We start from the raw sequence: 17,512 nt of genomic DNA on the forward strand, positions 1-17,512 counted from the left end.
AGTCAAGAGAGTTCGAGCGTGGGGGAGTACATCTCGATCCAGTGGTACAGGTCGAGCAGCCGGTCCAGGCCGATGCGCATGGCCGGGTCCATGGTCGCCGAGTCCACTTCGGACGCCCGGTGCGCCCACGACCGGTCCACCAGCTCGAACACCTCGTGCTTCGGCTCGGCCAGTACCTCCTTGACCTGCTGCTGCAACGCCGCCGCGTACCCCGGGTCCTGGGTCGAGGGGTACGGGCTCTTCACCCGCTGGGCCACCGACTCCGGCAGGACGTGCTTGGTCGCGTGCCGCAGCAAGCTCTTCTCGCGGCCGTCGAACGTCTTCAGCGACCACGGGGTGTTGTACACGTACTCGACCAGGCGGTGGTCGCAGAACGGCACGCGGACCTCGAGGCCCACCGCCATCGACGCGCGGTCCTTGCGGTCGAGCAGCATCCGGACGAACCGGGTCAGGTGCAGGTGGCAGATCGTCCGCATCCGCGCCTCGATCGCGGACTCGCCGTCCAGGTGCTCGACCGCGGACACGGCCGTCGCGTACTGGTCGGCGATGTAGGACTCGACGTCGAGCTTCTTCACCAGCTCCGGCGTGTACAGCGTCGACCGCTCGTCCATCATCGACGTGCGGAACGCCAGCCACGGGAACGTGTCCGCGTTGACCGCCTTCTCGTCGTGGAACCAGCGGTAGCCGCCGAACACCTCGTCGGCCGACTCGCCCGACAGCGCCACCGTCGACTGGCCGCGGATCGCCTTGAACAGCAGGTACAGCGAGGTGTCCATGTCGCCGAGGCCGGCCGGGATGTCGCGCGCCCGCAGCACCGCGCGCCGGACCTCGGGATCGGTGAGGTCGCCCGGGTTCAGCATGACGTCTTCGTGCGCGGAGTTCACCAGCTGGGCGACGTCCCGCACGAACGGCGAGTCCGCCGTGTCGCGCATCTCGTCCGGCTTGAAGTTCTCCTCCTGGCCGAAGAAGTCGACGGAGAACGTCCGCAGCTGCTCGCCCTGCTCGGCCAGGCGCGCGGCGGCCAGGCCGGTCACGGCGCTGGAGTCCAGGCCGCCCGAGAGCAGGACGCAGCGGGGGACGTCGGCGACCAGCTGCCGGTTGACGATGTCCGTCATCAGCTCGCGCACCCGCGCGACCGTCGTCTCCTGGTCGTCGGTGTGCTGCTTCGCGTCCAGCTTCCAGTACGTGCGCGTCCGGATGCCCTCGCGGGACACCGTGACGATCGTGCCGGGCTGGACCTCTTCCATGTCCTTCCACAGCGACCAGCCCGGCCGCTTGGTGAAGCCGGCGAGCTCGCGGAGGCCGTCGAGGTCGACGACCTTCTTCGCGAGCGGGTTCGCCAGGATCGCCTTCGGCTCGGAGCCGAACAGCACGCCGTCGGGCGTCGGGTAGTAGTAGAACGGCTTGATGCCCATCCGGTCGCGGATCATGACCAGCCGGTCGTCGCGCTCGTCCCAGATCGCGAAGGCGTACATGCCGTTGAGGTGGTCGACGACCGCGTCGCCCCACTGCAGGTAACCGTGCAGCACGACCTCGGTGTCGCTGTCGGTTTCCCACTTGTGGCCGAGCTTCGTCAGCTCTTCCTTCAGCTCGGTGAAGTTGTAGGCCTCACCGCTGTAGACCATCGCGATGTCGCCGTTCGGCGTGTGCACCGTCATGGGCTGACGGCCGCCGGGCAGGTCGATGATGGCCAGCCGCCGGTGGCCGAGCGCGACGTGCGTGCGCACCCAGGTGCCCTCGTCGTCCGGGCCGCGGCAGGACATGGTCGCGGTCATCGCGTCGACCACGTCCCGGCGGCGGGTGAGGTCGGCGTCGTAGGAAACCCAGCCGGCGATACCGCACATAGGTGATCCCCTCTCCCGAAGATTTGCTTAGCCGATACAACTATCGGTAACACAGGTGTAACACGACCCGAAGATCTTGTCTGCCCGAATTGCACGTTCCGCACCTGTTCCGTCACGCGTTGTGTCGCGAGTCACTAACCAACCGCATACGGTGAGCAACGGGCAAACGTTTGCGTGACGGCCGCCACCGGCCATCAAGGGCGCGTAAAGGCGTGTCAGGAACGCATCAAGGCGCCATCAGCCGACGCCGCAAGGGCCGCTCGAAGCCGCAGAGTGACGTCGTCGCGGTCACCGAACCCGGTGACCTGTCCTGAGAGGTGCCCTGTGGCCGACTTGCTCTACGCCGTTCTGCTGATCGGCGTGTTCGTGGTGCTGGCGCTGGTGCTGCGCGGCTTGGAAAAGCTGTGAGCGCCGTGGCCAACGTCGTGGGCGGGCTGCTCGCGCTCGGCCTGCTCGTCTACTTGTTCGTCGCGCTGATCAGGCCGGAGAAATTCTGATGCGCCCCGACGTACTCTTCCCCGCGGAGGGGCCGAAATGACCGACACGACGGCCGGGCTCATCCAGCTCGGTCTGCTCCTCGCCGCCCTCGCTGCGGTCTACAAACCGCTTGGCGATTACCTGGCGCGCGTCTTCTCCACCGGGAAGCACCTGAAGCTCGAGAAGGGCCTCTACCGGCTCTTCCGCGTCGACCCGGACGCCGAGCAGCGGTGGCCGACGTACGCCGCGGGCGTGCTCGGCTTCTCGTTCGTCTCGGTCGTCCTGCTCTACCTCCTCCAGCGGCTGCAGCCGCTGCTGCCGTGGAGCCTGGGGCGCGGCTCGGTGAGCCCCGCCGTCGCCTTCAACACGGCGGTTTCGTTCGTCACCAACACGAACTGGCAGTCCTACGTCCCCGAGACGACGATGGGCCACTTCGTGCAGATGGCCGGGCTGACCGTGCAGAACTTCCTGTCGGCGGCCGTCGGCCTGGCCGTGGCGATCGCGGTGACGCGCGGGTTCGTCCGGGCGAAGACCGACCGGCTCGGCAACTTCTGGGTGGACCTGACCCGCGGCACGGTTCGCGTGCTGCTGCCGATGGCGTTCGCGTTCGCGCTCGTGCTCGTCGCGCTCGGCGTGGTGCAGAGCCTCAAAGCCGGTGTCGCCGTCACGAACCCGGACGGCAGCCACAGCACCATCGCGCTGGCCCCGGCGGCGAGCCAGGAGGCCATCAAGGAACTCGGTACGAACGGCGGCGGCATCTTCAACGCCAACTCCGCGCACCCCTTCGAAAACCCCACCGCGTGGTCGAACCTCGTCCAGCTGTTCCTGATCCTGGTGGTCCCGGTCAGCCTGACGCGCGCGTTCGGGACGCTGGTCGGCAACCGCCGCCAGGGGTACGTCCTGCTGAGCGTGATGAGCCTGCTGTGGGCGGCTTCGCTGGCGCTCATCTGGTTTTCCGAGGCCAAGGCGACCAATCCGGCCGCGCTGGCCGCGGGCGCGAGCATGGAGGGCAAGGAACAGCGGTTCGGCATCGGCGCGACATCGCTCTTCGCCGACACCACCACGGGCACGTCGACCGGCGCGGTCAACGGCGCCCACGACAGTCTCTCGGGACTCGGCGGCGGCGGGCCGCTGCTGAACATGCTCTACGGCGAGATCTCGCCCGGCGGCGTCGGCACCGGCCTCTACGGCATCCTCGTGCTGGCGATCATCGCGATGTTCCTGGCCGGCCTGATGGTCGGGCGCACGCCGGAGTACCTCGGCAAGAAGCTCGGCAAGCGCGAGGTCACCTGCGCGGCCATCGCCATGCTCGCCATGCCGACGGTCGTGCTCCTCGGCTCCGGGATCGCCCTGCTCCTGCCGGGCACGGCGGGCGCGCTGGGCAACTCCGGCGCGCACGGGCTTTCCGAGATCCTCTACGGCTACGCGTCGACCGGCAACAACAACGGCAGCGCGTTCGGCGGCCTGACCGCGACGAGCGACTGGTTCCAGTCGTCGTTCGGCGTCGCCATGGCGTTCGGCCGGTTCGTGCCCATCCTCGCCGTGCTCTGCCTGGCCGGTTCCCTGGCCGCCCAGCGGAAGGTGCCCGAAACCGCGGGCACCCTGCCGACCACCGGGCCGCTGTTCGCCACCCTGCTCACCGGCACGGTGGGGCTCGTCGCGGCCCTCACGTTCATCCCGGCGCTCGCGCTCGGGCCCATCGCGGAGGCACTCGCATGACCGTCACCGAAGAACGCCCCCAGGTGACTCCCGCCGAATGCAGAAGCCGGGTCGGCGCCGGCGTCTTCAGCCCGCGGCAGCTCTGGACGTCGCTGCCGGAGGCGCTGCGGAAGCTGAACCCGAAGCACCAGCTCGGCAACCCGGTGATGTTCGTGGTGTGGGCGGGGTCCGCGCTCACCACCGTCTTCGCCGTCGCCGACCCGAGCGTGTTCACCATCCTGATCGCCGTCTGGCTGTGGTTCACGGTCCTCTTCGCGAACCTCGCCGAGGCCGTCGCGGAGGGCCGCGGCAAGGCCCAGGCCGAAAGCCTGCGGCGGTCGAAGAAGGAGACCGTCGCCCGGCGCCTCACCGGAACCGGCTCCGAAGAACAGGTACCGGGTGTCGAGCTCAAGGTCGGCGACCTGGTCGTCGTCGAGGCGGGTCAGGTCATCCCGGGCGACGGCGACGTCGTCGAGGGCATCGCGACCGTCGACGAGTCGGCGATCACCGGCGAGTCGGCCCCGGTCATCCGCGAGTCCGGCGGCGACCGCAGCGCCGTCACCGGCGGCACGACCGTGCTCAGCGACCGGATCGTCGTGCGGATCACCACCAAGCCCGGCGAGTCCTTCGTGGACCGCATGATCGCGCTGGTGGAAGGCGCTTCGCGGCAGAAGACGCCGAACGAGATCGCGCTGACCATCCTGCTCTCGACCCTGACGATCATCTTCCTGCTCGCCGTCGTCGCGCTGCAGCCGATGGCCCGCTACTCCGGCTCCGAGCAGTCGGTGGTCGTGCTGACCGCGCTGCTCGTCTGCCTGATCCCGACGACGATCGGCGCGCTGCTGAGCGCCATCGGTATCGCGGGCATGGACCGCCTGGTGCAGCGCAACGTCTTGGCGACCAGCGGCCGCGCGGTCGAGGCCGCGGGCGACGTCTCGACGCTGCTGCTCGACAAGACCGGCACGATCACCTTCGGCAACCGCCGGGCGACCGAGCTGATCCCGGTCGGCACGTCCACCCCGGACGAACTCGCCCGCGCCGCCCGGCTGGCCAGCCTGGCCGACGAGACCCCCGAGGGCCGCAGCGTCGTCGAGCTGACGGCGGAGTACGCGGCGCAGGACGAGCGCGGCGAGTTCGTGCCCTTCACCGCGCAGACCCGGATGAGCGGTCTCGACCTCGGGAGCCGGCGCATCCGCAAGGGCGCCGCGTCCGCGGTTCGCGCCTGGGTGCGCGACAACGGCGGCGAGTTCCCCGACGAGACCGAGCGGGTGGTCGACGAAATCAGCGCCCAGGGCGGCACGCCGCTGGTCGTCGCGGAAGACGGCGTGGTGCGCGGCGTGATCCGGCTGTCCGACGTGGTCAAGCCGGGCATGAAGGACCGCTTCGCCGAACTGCGCGCGATGGGCATCAAGACGGTGATGATCACCGGCGACAACCCGCTCACCGCGAAGGCCATCGCCGCGGACGCCGGTGTCGACGACTACCTCGCCGAAGCCAAGCCCGAAGACAAGATGGCGCTGATCAAGCGGGAGCAGGAGGGCGGCCGGCTGGTCGCGATGACCGGCGACGGCACCAACGACGCCCCGGCGCTCGCGCAGGCCGACGTCGGCGTCGCCATGAACACCGGCACCTCGGCCGCCAAGGAAGCCGGGAACATGGTCGACCTCGACAGCGACCCGACGAAGCTGATCGAGATCGTCGAAATCGGCAAGCAGCTGCTGATCACCCGCGGCGCGCTGACCACGTTCAGCGTCGCCAACGACCTCGCCAAGTACTTCGCCATCCTGCCCGCGATGTTCACCGGCATCTACGCCCAGCTCGGCGGGCTGAACGTCATGCACCTGGCCACGCCGAAGTCGGCGATCCTCTCCGCGGTCATCTTCAACGCGCTGATCATCGTCGTGCTCATCCCGCTGGCCCTGCGCGGCGTGCGGTACAAGCCGTCGTCGGCTTCGGCCCTGCTGCGCCGCAACCTGCTCGTCTACGGCCTCGGCGGGATCGTCAGCCCCTTCCTCGGGATCTGGCTGATCGACCTGCTCGTCCGTCTCGTCCCCGGAATCGGGTGAACACCGTGCACACGCTCGTCAAACAGACCTGGGCCGGGCTGCGCGTCCTGCTCGTCATGACCGTCCTGCTCGGCGTCCTCTACCCGCTGGCGGTGTGGGCGATCGCCCGCATCCCCGGCCTGGAAGGCCACGCCGAAGGCTCGGTCGTCACGCAGAACGGCCAGGCCGTGGGGTCGTCGCTGATCGGCGTCGACCCGGTGCCCGCCGACCCCGCGCACGACCCGTGGTTCCACACCCGGCCCTCGGCGGCCACCCCCGACGTGCCGTCCGGCGCGTCCAACAAGGGGCCCTACAACGAGGACCTCGTGAAGACCATCGGGGAGCGCAAAGCCGCCATCGCGAAGCGCGAAGGCGTGTCACCCGGTCAGGTACCGCCGGACGCCGTGACGGCGTCGGGCTCGGGCCTCGACCCCGACATCAGCGTCGCCTACGCCGATCTCCAGGCAGCGCGGGTCGCGCGGAACACCGGCCTGCCCCTCGACCGGGTGAAACAGCTGATCGCGCAGCACACGAGCGGGGCCGGGATCGGCGTCCCCGGGGTGGATGTGCTCCCGCTCAACTTGGCCGTGCGCGCGGCGGCCGGAGAGGCACACTGACAGCGTGACCACCGAAGACACGCCGAAGCCGCGCCGGGGAGAGCTGAGGATCTACCTCGGCGCGGCGCCGGGCGTCGGCAAGACGTTCGCCATGCTCGGCGAAGCGCGCCGGCGCCTCGACCGCGGCACCGACGTCGTCATCGGGCTGGTGGAGACGCACGGCCGCGCGAAGACCGCGGAACTCCTCGACGGCCTCGAGACCGTCCCGCGGCGGCACGCCGAGCACCGCGGGCGCGCGTTCGACGAGATGGACGTCGACGCGATCCTCACCCGCGCGCCCGAGGTCGCCGTCGTCGACGAACTGGCCCACACCAACGTGCCGGGCTCGCGCAACGCGAAGCGCTGGCAAGACGTCGAAGAGCTCCTGGAAGCGGGCATCGACGTGCTGTCCACGGTCAACGTGCAGCACCTGCAGAGCCTCAACGACGTCGTCGAGCGGATCACCGGCGTCACGCAGCAGGAGACCGTCCCGGACGAGGTCGTCCGCCGCGCCGAGCAGCTCGAGCTGGTCGACATCACGCCGGAGGCGCTGCGGCGGCGGCTCGCGCACGGCAACGTCTACCCGGCCGAGCGGATCGACGCCGCCCTCGGCAACTACTTCCGCCCCGGCAACCTGACGGCGCTGCGGGAGCTGGCGCTGCTGTGGGTGGCCGACCAAGTGGACGTCGCGCTCCAGCGTTACCGCGCCGAGCAGCGGATCACCGACACGTGGGAGGCGCGCGAACGCGTCGTCGTCTCGATCACCGGCGGGCCGGAGAGCGAGACGCTCATCCGCCGGGCCAGCCGCATCGCCACCCGCGCCGGCGCCGAGCTGCAGGTGGTGCACATCCTGCGCGGCGACGGCCTGACCGGGATCGGGCCGGCCGCGATGGCCCGCTACCGCAAGCTCGCCGAAGAGGTCGGGGCGACGTTCCACACGGTGGTCGGCGACGACGTCCCGGGTGCCCTGCTGGACTTCGCCCGTGGGGTCAACGCGACCCAGCTGGTGCTCGGGACCTCGCGGCGCTCGCGCGTGGCGCGGCTGTTCGACGAGGGCATCGGCGCCTCGGTGGTCCGCCGGTCCGGGCACATCGACGTGCACATGGTCACCCACTCCGAGGCGGGCGGGCGCCTGCGAACCGGGCTGGCGGCCAGCCCGCTCGGGCTGTCCCGGCTGGTGACGGGCTGGGTGCTGGGGGTCGTGCTGCCGGTGCTGGTGACCCTCGTCGGCGTCTTCGTGCCGACCGGGCTCGACTTCGCCACCGACGTCATCGCCTACGTCCTGGTCACCGTCGTCGTCGCCCTGGTCGGCGGCCTCGGGCCGGCGCTGGTCGCGGCCGTGCTCGGCGCCGGGCTGCTCAACTTCTTCTTCACGCCGCCGCTGTACACCCTCGACGTGCACACCCCGCAGAACCTCGTGACGCTGATCGCGATGGTCGTGGTCGCGGTGCTGGTCGCGCTGGTCGTCGACCAGGCTGCGCGCCGGGCCACGCAGGCGGCGCGGGCGCGGACCGAGGCGGCGCTGCTGGCCTCCTACGCCCGGACCGTGCTCACGCACGCGAACCCGATCGAGCGGCTGCTGGCGAAGGTCCGCGAGAACTTCGCGCTGACGTCGGTGACGCTGCTGGAGAAGCGGGACGGCGCCTGGCAGTGCGTGGCGACCTCCGGGGAGCACCCCTGCGCCGACCCGGACGAGGCCGACGCCGACATCGCCGTCACCGCCGACGTGCACCTGACGTTGCGCGGGCGGGCGCTGCCCGCGGCCGACCGGCGCGTGCTGGAAGCCGTGGCGGGCCAGGCGTTCCTGGCCCTGCGGCAGCAGCGCGCCGCGGCCGCGGCGGCGCGCGCCGAGCGCAAGGCCGAGGCGACCGAGCTGCGCACGACGTTGCTTTCGGCCGTCGGCCACGACCTGCGGACGCCGCTGACGTCGATCAAGGCGTCGATCGGCAGCCTGCGTGCCGCGGACCTGCAGTTGTCCGAAGAGGACACCGCGGAACTGATGGAGGCCATCGAGCTGTCCGCCGACCGGCTCGCCGGGCTGATCGACAACCTCCTCGACTCGTCGCGGCTGGCCACCGGGGCGGTGCGCCCGCACCTGCGCCCGGTGGGCTACGACGAGGTCGTCGCGCACGCGCTGTCCAATGTGGACAGGTCGGACGACGTCGTGGTGGCCGTCGACGACCGGCTCCCGTCGGTGCTGGCCGACCCCGGCCTGCTGGAGCGGGTGGTGGCGAACGTGCTGGACAACGCCCTGCGCCACGGCGTCGACGAAACCGGCGGGGCCCCGGTTTCGGCACGGGCCAGCGCGCACTCCGGGCAGGTCGAGCTGCGGATCGTCGACCACGGCAAGGGCCTGCGCAAGGGCGCCGCGGACTCGGCGTTCGCGCCGTTCCAGCGGCTCGGCGGCGACCGGGACGCGACGCCGGGCGTCGGGCTCGGGCTGTCGGTGGCGAAGGGGTTCACCGAGGCGATGGGCGGCACGATCCGCGCCGAGGACACCCCGGGCGGCGGGCTCACGATCGTCGTCTCCTTGCCCGCGTTCAGTGTGGAGTTCCAGGAGGAGGGGGTGCGATGAGTGACCCGGGCGCCACCGTGCTGGTGGTGGACGACGAGCCGCAGATCGTGCGGGCACTGCGGATCAACCTGACCGCCCGCGGCTACAAGGTGATCACCGCGCACGACGGCACGGCCGCGTTGAAGGCGGTCGCCGAGACCAAGCCCGACGTCGTCGTGCTCGACCTCGGCCTGCCCGACCTCGACGGCACCGAGGTGATCGCGGGCCTGCGCGGCTGGACGACGGTCCCGATCATCGTCCTGTCGGCCCGCGGCGACTCGGCGGACAAGGTCGAGGCCCTCGACGCGGGCGCCGACGACTACGTGACGAAGCCGTTCGGCATGGACGAGCTCCTGGCCCGCCTGCGCGCGGCGGTCCGCCGCTCGGCGGTGGCGGGCGCGGACGGCGCGGACGCGGTGGTGGACACGGCGTCGTTCAGCGTCGACCTGGCGGCGAAGAAGGTCCGCCGCCACGACGGCGTGGAGGTCCACCTGACGAAGACGGAGTGGGGCGTGCTGGAGCTGCTGGTCCGCAACCGCGGCCGGCTGGTGGCGCAGAAGCAGCTCCTGCACGAGGTGTGGGGCCCGTCGTACGAGACGGAGTCCCACTACCTGCGGGTGTACCTGGCCCAGCTGCGGCGGAAACTGGAGCTGGAGCCGTCCCGGCCCCGGCACCTGCTGACCGAACCGGGGATGGGGTACCGCTTCGAGGTCTGACCCGGTGGGTAACTCCTTCAGGTGACCGAGGGGGAATCCGGAAGAACGAGACGACGCGGCCGGAAAGCGGTGCTGCTGCTCCTGGGCTCGGTGCTGGTCTACCTGGCCGGGGTCGGGATCGGCGCCCTCCTGCACCGGCCGGACCCGTGGAGCCAGGGCATCGTCGGCCTGGGCGCGTTCCTCGGCCCGGTGATCGCGAACCTTTGGTTCGGCCGGATCCGGCGCGATGCGCCGCCCTAGAACCTGCTCGCTTGCGTCCCGCTTCGAGGTCGCACCCACCGGGTACCCCCGGTGGGTGACTGAGGGGTCGAAGAAGGGGTCGTGGGGCGGCCCGTCTGCGGCGATCGCCGCGTGGCTGGCGGCGGGGACGACGCTCGTCGCGCTCGGCAATGTGCTGCTGCTCGTCGACGAAGGCGGTTTCCCCGGCTGGCGGGCTTGGCTGCGGATGGCCGCCATTGCCGGGCAGGGACTGCTCGCGGCCTGGTTCTGGACGCTGTCCGTCCGGCGCCGGCGCGACCGGGGCAGCTAGAACCAGAAGGTCGGCTGCTCCATCCCGAACCGCAGCTTCGCGTACCGCTTGGACGCCGCGGCCGAGAAGTAGATGTGCTGGGCCGCCGCGTGGAGGTCGCGGAAGCAGCGCTGCATCGGCTGGTCCGCGTGCAGCGCGCCCGCACCCGCGTAGCCGAACGCGATGTTAACCGCGCTCAGCGAGGCTTGCATCGCCTGCTGGGCCGCCAGCAGGAACTGGCCCCGCTGCCGGACGTCCGGGACGTCACCCGCGGACGCCGTGTCCCACAGGGTGCCCAGTGCCTCGAAGACGAACGCGCGGGCCGACCGCAGCCGACCTTCCGCGCGGGTCAGGGCGAGCTGGACGTCGCCGTCCTCGGCGATCGGGCCCGGGCCCGGCGGGCGGAACTTGGCCGGGGCGAACCCGGTGAACTCGTCCAGCGCGCGCCGGGCGATGCCGAGCGGGACGCCCACCAGCATCGTGCCGACCAGCGTGAAGAACGGGAACCGGCCCAGCGGCCCGTCGTGGCGCGCCGGTTCGGTGAACGGCGAGATCGTGTGTTCCTCGCCCACCACCGCGTCGATCGCGACGTCGTGGCTGCCGGTGCCGCGCAGGCCGGTGACGTCCCAGTTCTCGATCACCCGCGTCTGCGCGGCGGGGACGACGGCCAGCCGCCAGTCCGGCCCGCGGCCGGGCACCATCCGCGGTGCGTCGCCGTCGAAGACCATGGCGCCGTTGAAGAACAGGTCGGAGTGCGCGCTGCCGCTGCAGAACCCCCAGCGGCCCGCGAGGCCGAACTTCCCGGCGCCGTCCGGGGTGAGCCGGCCCGCCGGGGCGAAGACGCCGCCCCCGATGGGGTCCGGGGTGGTGGCGACGAACTCCGCCGCGACCGCCGGATCGAGCCAGGCGAGGAACGCCGAGGCGTTGCCGATGGTGATCGTCCAGCCCGCCGAGCCGTCCGCGCGCGAGAGCTCCTCGACCACTTCGACGATCGTGGCGGGCGGCAGCTCCTGCCCGCCGAGCCCGCGCGGCGTCGCCAGGCGGAAGAGCCCGGCTTCGCGGACCCGCTCGACGAGGTCGCGCGGCAGCGTCTGGAGCCGCTCGGCTTCGACGGCCCGCGCGCTCAGCTCCGGCGCGAGCTCCCGCGCGGCGGTGACGGCGTCGGTGGTGGCTTGTTCCATCATGGTCAGCGCCCCCTCAGGGTGTCATGATAGATGTGCATCTATTGGATAGAGGAGTCTCTACCTAAATGGACGGGCCTGTCAAGCGCCGGTACGACACGTCGCGGCGCCAGGAGCAGGCGCGGGAGAACCGCCGCCGGATCCTGGCGGCGGCGGCGGTGCTGTTCCGGGAGAAGGGGTACGCGGGCACGGCGATGCCCGAGGTGGCGAAGGCCGCGGGCGTTGCGGTGCAGACCGTCTACAAGGCGTTCGCGAACAAGGCGACGCTGCTCAAGGCCGTCTTCGACGTCACGCTCGCCGGCGACGACGAGGAGGTCCCGATGGCCGGCCGTGAGTTCATCGCCGAGATCCAGGCCGAGCCGGACGCCGTGCGGAAGATCGAGCTGTACCTCGCCCACCTGGTCGGGACGGCCCCGGCGGTGTCCCCGGTGCAGCTGCTGGCCCGCGACGCGGCCGCCGCCGACCCCGCGGCCGCGGAGGTGTGGGCGCAGATGCGGCAGGAAATGCTGATGGCGATGACGTACTTTTCGGCCGACCTGCTGGGTACGGGACAAGTCAAGCCGGACCTGACCGCCGACGACGTCCGCGACATCCTGTGGACCTACCACGGGCCCGAGCAGTACGAGCTGCTCTGCCTCGAGCGCGGGTGGACCCCGGAGCGCTACGGCAAGTTCCTGCGGGACGCGATGGTGGCGGCCGTCCTGGCCTGATCGCACCGGACTCGAGCGCCCCAATGCGGCCTTCGGTGCGTGGGACGCAACCAAGGCCGCCTTGGGGCGCTCGGGACTAAGCCAGCGTGCTGGTGCTGGTGCCGGCGCCGGTCGTGGTCGACGAGGGGGCACCCACCGAGCTGGAGCCGCCCCCGGTCGCCGTGGTCGTCGCCGGCGGCGGCTCCGTGGACGGAGTCGTCGGGGTGGTCTCCGGCGGTGGCGGGGTCTTGGTGGTCGTCGGCTGCGTCGGGTGCTGGCTCGTCACCGGCGGCGGGTTGCCGCCGCCGGTGTCGCTGCGCGGGGGCGGGGGCGGCGCCGGCTGGGTGACGACCGTGGTCGTCGTCTTGCCGTCCGGGCTCACCGACACCACCGTCGTCGGCGCGCTGGACGACGTGGAGCTCGGCGTGGCCGGCGGCGCGCCGGCCGTCGAGGGGCCGGTCGAGACCGACGTGCTCGGGAGCGTCTGGACGCCGGCCGGGAGGGTGCCCTGGCCGCCGGGGCCGCCCGTGCCGCCCGCGGTCGATGCGGGGGCCGGCCCGGCGAGCTCGGCCACGGCGGCGAACGCGGTCGCGACGACCAGCCCGGCCACCCCGAGCACGACGTACCCGGTGCGGTTCGGTTTGCTGCTCTTGGGCGGCGCGGTGTCGATCCTGGTGATCCGAGAGCTCGAATCCGACCCGGCGGGGCGGGGCATACGGGGCTCCTTGGGGAATTCGGGGAGACGCGGGCGAGGTCGGATCGGGGCACAGCCACCGCGGGGGAGCGACCTCGGCGGCGAGGTTATCACCGGCGTGCGGGTATTCGCCCAGGTAGTGGCCTTGATCCGTTACTGTGCGCGGTCGGTTGACCCGGACGGGAGGAATGCTGTGAGTGAGCAAGAAACCCACACCCGGCTGACGGCGTGGGTGCGCGGCCGGGTGCAGGGCGTCGGTTTCCGCTGGTGGACGCGCAGCCGGGCGCTCGAACTCGGGCTGGTCGGGAGCGCGAGCAACCTCGCCGACGGCCGTGTCGAGGTCGTCGCGGAGGGTAGCCGTGACCACTGTCAGCGGCTGTTGGCCGCGTTGCGGTCGGGAGAATCACCCGGAAGTGTGGAGCACGTCGCCGAGCGGTGGTCCGACCCGAAAGGGGGACTCACCGGGTTCGTCGAGCGGTAGGCCGTCCGGGGCCGGTGTGGCTGCTGGTGTTGCTGAGGCCGCTGCGGTTGTGCTAGGCGCGCCGAGGAGGGGGCGCGTCCGGGGGTCGCCGGACGCCGCCGGGTAGCCTGGGACGATTGAACCGCCAGTACCCGCGGCCAGAGGGGTCAGCACCACGTGCACCTGAAAAGCCTGACGCTCAAGGGCTTCAAGTCCTTCGCCTCGGCCACCACGCTGCGCTTCGAGCCGGGCATCACCTGCGTGGTCGGGCCGAACGGCTCGGGGAAGTCCAACGTGCTGGACGCGCTGCGCTGGGTCATGGGCACCCAGGGCGCCAAGGACCTGCGCGGCGGCAAGATGGAGGACGTCATCTTCGCCGGCACCGCGGGCCGCGCCCCGCTCGGCCGCGCCGAGGTCACCCTCACCATCGACAACGCCGACGGCGCGCTGCCGATCGAGTACTCCGAGGTCTCGATCACCCGCCGGATGTTCCGCGACGGCGCCAGCGAGTACGAGATCAACGGCGACCGGTGCCGCCTGATGGACGTCCAGGAACTGCTGTCGGACTCCGGCATCGGCCGCGAAATGCACGTCATCGTCGGGCAGGGCCAGCTCTCGGCGATCCTCGAGTCCAAGCCCGAAGAGCGCCGCGCGTTCATCGAGGAGGCCGCCGGCGTCCTCAAGCACCGCAAGCGCAAGGAACAGACCCTGCGCAAGCTGGCCAACATGCAGGGCAACCTCGACCGCCTCGGCGACCTGACGACCGAGCTGCGCCGCCAGCTCAAGCCGCTGGGCAAGCAGGCCGAGATCGCGCGGAAGGCCCAGTCGGTCCAGTCCGAGCTGCGGGATTCCCGCCTGCGCCTGCTCGCCGACGACCTCGTCACCCAGCGCACCGCGATCGCGCGCGAAGAGGCCGACGAGAAGACGGCCCGCGCGCGCCGCGCCGAGGTCGAGCAGACCCTCGAGATCGTCTCCGCCGAGGAAGCCGAGCTGGAGGCCTCGCTCGCCGAGGACGCGCCGCTGCTGCAGACCGCCCAGGAGACCTGGTACAAGCTGTCCGCGCTGGCCGAACGCCTGCGCGGCACCGTCCGCCTCGCCGTCGAGCGTCAGCGCCACCTCTCCGCCGACGTCTCCACGCACACCGGCGGCCGCGACCCCGAAGAGCTGCTCGAAGAGGCCGAGCGCGTCGCCGAGCAGGAAGAAGAGCTCAACGAGGCCGTCATGGAGGCCCGGGAGTTGCTCGCCGAGACGGTGCTGCGCCGCGAAGACCTCGAACAGCGCGTCCAGGCCGCCGAGCGCGCGCACTGGGCGGCCGTCCGCGCGATCGCCGACCGCCGCGAGGGCATGGCCAAGCTGACCGGCCAGGTCGAGGCGCTGCGCAGCAAGAACGGCGCCACCACCGACGAGATCGACCGGCTCAGCGTCTCGATCTCCGAAGCCGCCGAGCGCGCCGAACTCGCCGTCGAAGAGCTGGAGATGGCCCAGGCCGAGGGTGGGGCCGAGGAGTCCGACGACGCCGGCCTGATGGACCGCCACGACCGCGCGGTCGAGGCCAACAACGCCGCCAAGGCCCGCGTCGAAGAGCTGGTCAAGGCCGAGCGGGCGGCCGAGCGCGAGATCGCGTCGGAGAAGGCCCGCGTCGAGGCGCTGTCGATGGGGCTCAAGCGCAAGGACGGCGCGGGTGCGCTGCTCGGCGCGTCCCACGAGCTGCCGGGCCTGCTGGGCTCGGTCGCGGCGCTGCTGACCGTCGAGCCGGGCCACGAAGTCGCGCTGGCCGCGGCGCTCGGACCGGTGGCGGACGCGATCGCCGTCGCGGGCGGCGAAGACGCCCTGCGTGCTCTGAAGTACTTGAAGGACACCGACTCCGGTCGCGCGGGCATCCTGCTCGGCGGTCCCGAGTCCACTGTGGACACTTCGGCGTGGCCGTCGCTGCCGGAAGGGGCGCGCTGGGCCCGCGAGGTCGTCACGGCGCCGGCGCAGCTGCGGCCCGCCGTCGAGCAGGCCCTCGAGAAGCTGGCGCTGGTCCGCGACCTCGACGCGGCCCGCCGGCTCGTCGCGGTGCACCCCGAGGTCCGCGCGGTCACCGCCGAGGGCGACGTCTTCGGCGCCCGCTGGGCGATCGGCGGCTCCGGCAAGCGCGAGAGCGTGATCGAGGTCCAGGCCGCCGTCGACGAGGCGGCGGAGCGGTTGCGCCTGGCCGAACGCTCGCTGGAGCGGTACGCAGCCGAGCTGGAAGGCGCCCGCGCCGAGCAGCAGGCGCGTCGCGAAGAGGTCTCGCAGGCGAAGGACGCCCTCGGCGAGGCGAAGGTCCGGAAGGCCCGGTCTTCGGAGCGGCTCAACCGGCTGCAGCAGGCCGCCCGCCAGGCCCAGGCCGAGGTCGAGCGCCTCACCGGGCAGCGCGCGAAGGTCGAGCAGAGCCGCGTCCACGCGCTGGCCCAGCTCGCCGAGCTGGAGGAACGGCTCGCCGCCGTCGCCGAGCAGCCCGTCGAGGACGACCCGGACACCGCCGAGCGCGACGCCGCCGTCGAAGAGCTGGCCGTCGTGCGGCAGGAAGAGATGGAGGCGCGGCTCGCGCAGCGCACCTCCGAAGAGCGTGCCCGCAGCATCGCCGGCAAGGCCGAAGGCCTCCGCCGCGCCGCGCACGCCGAGCAGCAGGCCCGGGAACGCGCCGAGCGCGCCGCCGCGGCCCGCAAGCGCGGGGCCGAGATCGCCAACGCCGTCGTCGACGCCGGCGAGATCGCCCTCGAGCGCATCGAGCAGTCGGTGCAGCGCGCCGCGACCGAACGCGACGAGGTCCAGGCCCGCCGCCAGAGCCGCGAGCAGGCGCTGACGGGGGTCCGCGCCAAGGTCCGCGAGCTGACCGGCGAGCTGGAGAAGCTGACCGACGCCGTCCACCGCGACGAGGTCCTGCGCGCCGAGCAGCGGCTGCGGCTGGAGACCCTGGAAGCCAAGATCGCCGAGGACTTCGGCATGGGGCTGGAGGACCTCGTCCGCGAGTACGGCCCGGACGTCCCGGTCCCGCCGAGCGCCGGCGAGATGGCCGAGTACGAGGCGGCCAAGGAGCGCGGCGAGGACGTCACCCCGCCGCCGCCGATGCCCTACGACCGCGAAACCCAGGCCCGCCGCGCCAAGCGCGCCGAGAAGGACCTGACGCTGCTGGGCAAGGTCAACCCGCTCGCGCTGGAGGAGTTCGCGGCGCTGGAGGAGCGGTACAAGTTCCTCTCCACGCAGCTGGAGGACCTCAAGGACACCCGCAAGGACCTCGAAGCCGTCATCAAGCAGGTCGACGAGAAGATCCTCGAGGTCTTCGCGGGTGCGTACGCGGACGTGGCGCGCGAGTTCGAGACGGTGTTCGGCGTGCTCTTCCCGGGCGGCGAGGGCCGGATGGTCCTCACCGAGCCGGACGACCTGCTGAGCACCGGCGTCGACGTCGAGGCGCGCCCGCCGGGCAAGAAGGTCAAGCGGCTGTCGCTGCTCTCGGGTGGCGAGAAGTCGCTGGTCGCGGTGGGCATGCTGGTCGCGATCTTCCGCGCGCGGCCGTCACCCTTCTACGTCATGGACGAGGTCGAGGCGGCGCTCGACGACACGAACATGCGCCGGCTGATCGGGCTGCTGGAGCAGCTGCGCGACTCGTCGCAGCTGATCATCATCACCCACCAGAAGCCGACGATGGAGATCGCCGACGCGCTCTACGGCGTGAGCATGCAGGGCGACGGCATCACGAAGGTGATTTCGCAGCGCCTGCGCACGACCGAGGAAGAGCCGGTCCCGGCCGGCTGAGGGCGTTCACACCTCGTCTTCCCGCGGTGCGCGGCGGTCTTCGCCGCGCACGCGGGGTTCGTAGTGCCGGAGGTCGTTGCCGACGCTGCCGGCGTCGCCGATCGTCGGGCGCCGCCCCCGTGGCCGGAGCATGCCGTGCTTGACCCCGCGCTTGCGGTCGGAGCGGTCCACGACCAGCGCGACGACGAGCACCACCGCCAGGACCGCGCCGAGACCGACGAAGAACACCATGCAGAACCCCCCGCTCTCCCGGCGTCAGGCTACGGGAGA

The 17,512-nt window shown here is 71.7% G+C and carries 16 protein-coding genes; 12 read left to right on the forward strand and 4 right to left on the reverse strand.

The features are described from left to right. Positions 1-2 precede the first annotated feature (2 nt). Complete coding sequence (asnB, locus tag ACLJPY_RS24170) at positions 3-1,844, reverse strand: asparagine synthase (glutamine-hydrolyzing) (protein WP_410591694.1); 1,842 nt, start codon at positions 1,842-1,844, stop codon at positions 3-5. A gap of 174 nt (positions 1,845-2,018) precedes the next feature. Between asnB and ACLJPY_RS24175 the strand changes: the two genes are divergently transcribed. From ACLJPY_RS24175 to ACLJPY_RS24215, 9 genes are all read left to right on the forward strand, one after another. After that, positions 2,019-2,252 carry a hypothetical protein gene (locus ACLJPY_RS24175; protein WP_410591696.1) on the forward strand — a complete coding sequence of 78 codons (234 nt, stop codon included), beginning with the start codon at positions 2,019-2,021 and terminating at the stop codon, positions 2,250-2,252. Next, on the forward strand, positions 2,249-2,341 hold the full coding sequence (gene kdpF, locus ACLJPY_RS24180; protein ID WP_410591697.1) for a K(+)-transporting ATPase subunit F: 93 nt from the start codon (positions 2,249-2,251) through the stop codon (positions 2,339-2,341). The genes ACLJPY_RS24175 and kdpF overlap by 4 nt, the downstream gene beginning before the upstream one ends. Positions 2,342-2,378: 37 nt before the next feature. Further along, positions 2,379-4,040: a potassium-transporting ATPase subunit KdpA gene (gene kdpA / locus ACLJPY_RS24185; RefSeq protein ID WP_410591698.1), complete on the forward strand. Its 1,662-nt coding sequence runs from the start codon at positions 2,379-2,381 to the stop codon at positions 4,038-4,040. Next, entirely contained in the window at positions 4,037-6,085 is a 2,049-nt protein-coding gene (kdpB, locus tag ACLJPY_RS24190) for a potassium-transporting ATPase subunit KdpB (protein WP_410591699.1), read from the forward strand. The genes kdpA and kdpB overlap by 4 nt, the downstream gene beginning before the upstream one ends. 5 nt (positions 6,086-6,090) lie before the next feature. Next, positions 6,091-6,681 carry a potassium-transporting ATPase subunit C gene (locus ACLJPY_RS24195; protein ID WP_410591700.1) on the forward strand — a complete coding sequence of 197 codons (591 nt, stop codon included), beginning with the start codon at positions 6,091-6,093 and terminating at the stop codon, positions 6,679-6,681. Between the two features lie 4 nt (positions 6,682-6,685). Beyond that, a complete protein-coding gene (locus tag ACLJPY_RS24200; RefSeq protein WP_410591702.1) occupies positions 6,686-9,235 on the forward strand; it encodes a DUF4118 domain-containing protein in 2,550 nt (849 codons plus the stop codon). Then, positions 9,232-9,930, forward strand: coding sequence for a response regulator (locus ACLJPY_RS24205; protein ID WP_364251484.1), 699 nt, complete (start codon positions 9,232-9,234; stop codon positions 9,928-9,930). The genes ACLJPY_RS24200 and ACLJPY_RS24205 overlap by 4 nt, the downstream gene beginning before the upstream one ends. Before the next feature lie 69 nt (positions 9,931-9,999). Further along, the gene (locus tag ACLJPY_RS24210) at positions 10,000-10,170 is read left to right on the forward strand and encodes a hypothetical protein (RefSeq protein WP_410591704.1); all 171 of its coding nucleotides are present in this window, start codon (positions 10,000-10,002) and stop codon (positions 10,168-10,170) included. Positions 10,171-10,225: 55 nt separating this feature from the next. Continuing rightward, positions 10,226-10,459 carry a hypothetical protein gene (locus ACLJPY_RS24215; protein ID WP_410591706.1) on the forward strand — a complete coding sequence of 78 codons (234 nt, stop codon included), beginning with the start codon at positions 10,226-10,228 and terminating at the stop codon, positions 10,457-10,459. Here ACLJPY_RS24215 and ACLJPY_RS24220 read toward each other — a convergent pair. After that, positions 10,456-11,622 carry an acyl-CoA dehydrogenase family protein gene (locus ACLJPY_RS24220; RefSeq protein ID WP_410591708.1) on the reverse strand — a complete coding sequence of 389 codons (1,167 nt, stop codon included), beginning with the start codon at positions 11,620-11,622 and terminating at the stop codon, positions 10,456-10,458. The genes ACLJPY_RS24215 and ACLJPY_RS24220 overlap by 4 nt on opposite strands. A gap of 65 nt (positions 11,623-11,687) precedes the next feature. Here ACLJPY_RS24220 and ACLJPY_RS24225 point away from each other — a divergent pair, with 65 nt between their 5' ends. Beyond that, positions 11,688-12,329 carry a TetR/AcrR family transcriptional regulator gene (locus tag ACLJPY_RS24225; protein ID WP_410591710.1) on the forward strand — a complete coding sequence of 214 codons (642 nt, stop codon included), beginning with the start codon at positions 11,688-11,690 and terminating at the stop codon, positions 12,327-12,329. A gap of 76 nt (positions 12,330-12,405) precedes the next feature. On the opposite strand, the gene ACLJPY_RS24230 is transcribed toward ACLJPY_RS24225, so the two are convergent. Then, entirely contained in the window at positions 12,406-13,023 is a 618-nt protein-coding gene (locus ACLJPY_RS24230) for a hypothetical protein (RefSeq protein WP_410591711.1), read from the reverse strand. Between the two features lie 172 nt (positions 13,024-13,195). On the opposite strand from ACLJPY_RS24230, the gene ACLJPY_RS24235 reads away from it, so the two are divergent. Both ACLJPY_RS24235 and smc read left to right on the forward strand, forming a co-directional pair. Continuing rightward, complete coding sequence (locus ACLJPY_RS24235) at positions 13,196-13,483, forward strand: acylphosphatase (protein ID WP_410591713.1); 288 nt, start codon at positions 13,196-13,198, stop codon at positions 13,481-13,483. Between the two features lie 156 nt (positions 13,484-13,639). Then, positions 13,640-17,242 carry a chromosome segregation protein SMC gene (gene smc / locus ACLJPY_RS24240; protein WP_410591715.1) on the forward strand — a complete coding sequence of 1,201 codons (3,603 nt, stop codon included), beginning with the start codon at positions 13,640-13,642 and terminating at the stop codon, positions 17,240-17,242. 6 nt (positions 17,243-17,248) lie between these two features. Here smc and ACLJPY_RS24245 read toward each other — a convergent pair whose 3' ends face one another. Further along, positions 17,249-17,473 (reverse strand): hypothetical protein, encoded by a 225-nt coding sequence (locus ACLJPY_RS24245; protein ID WP_410591717.1) that lies wholly within the window; start codon positions 17,471-17,473, stop codon positions 17,249-17,251. Positions 17,474-17,512: the final 39 nt, after the last annotated feature.

The sequence above is a fragment of the Amycolatopsis sp. lyj-23 genome (assembly GCF_046549135.1).
Taxonomy (GTDB): Bacteria; Actinomycetota; Actinomycetes; order Mycobacteriales; family Pseudonocardiaceae; genus Amycolatopsis.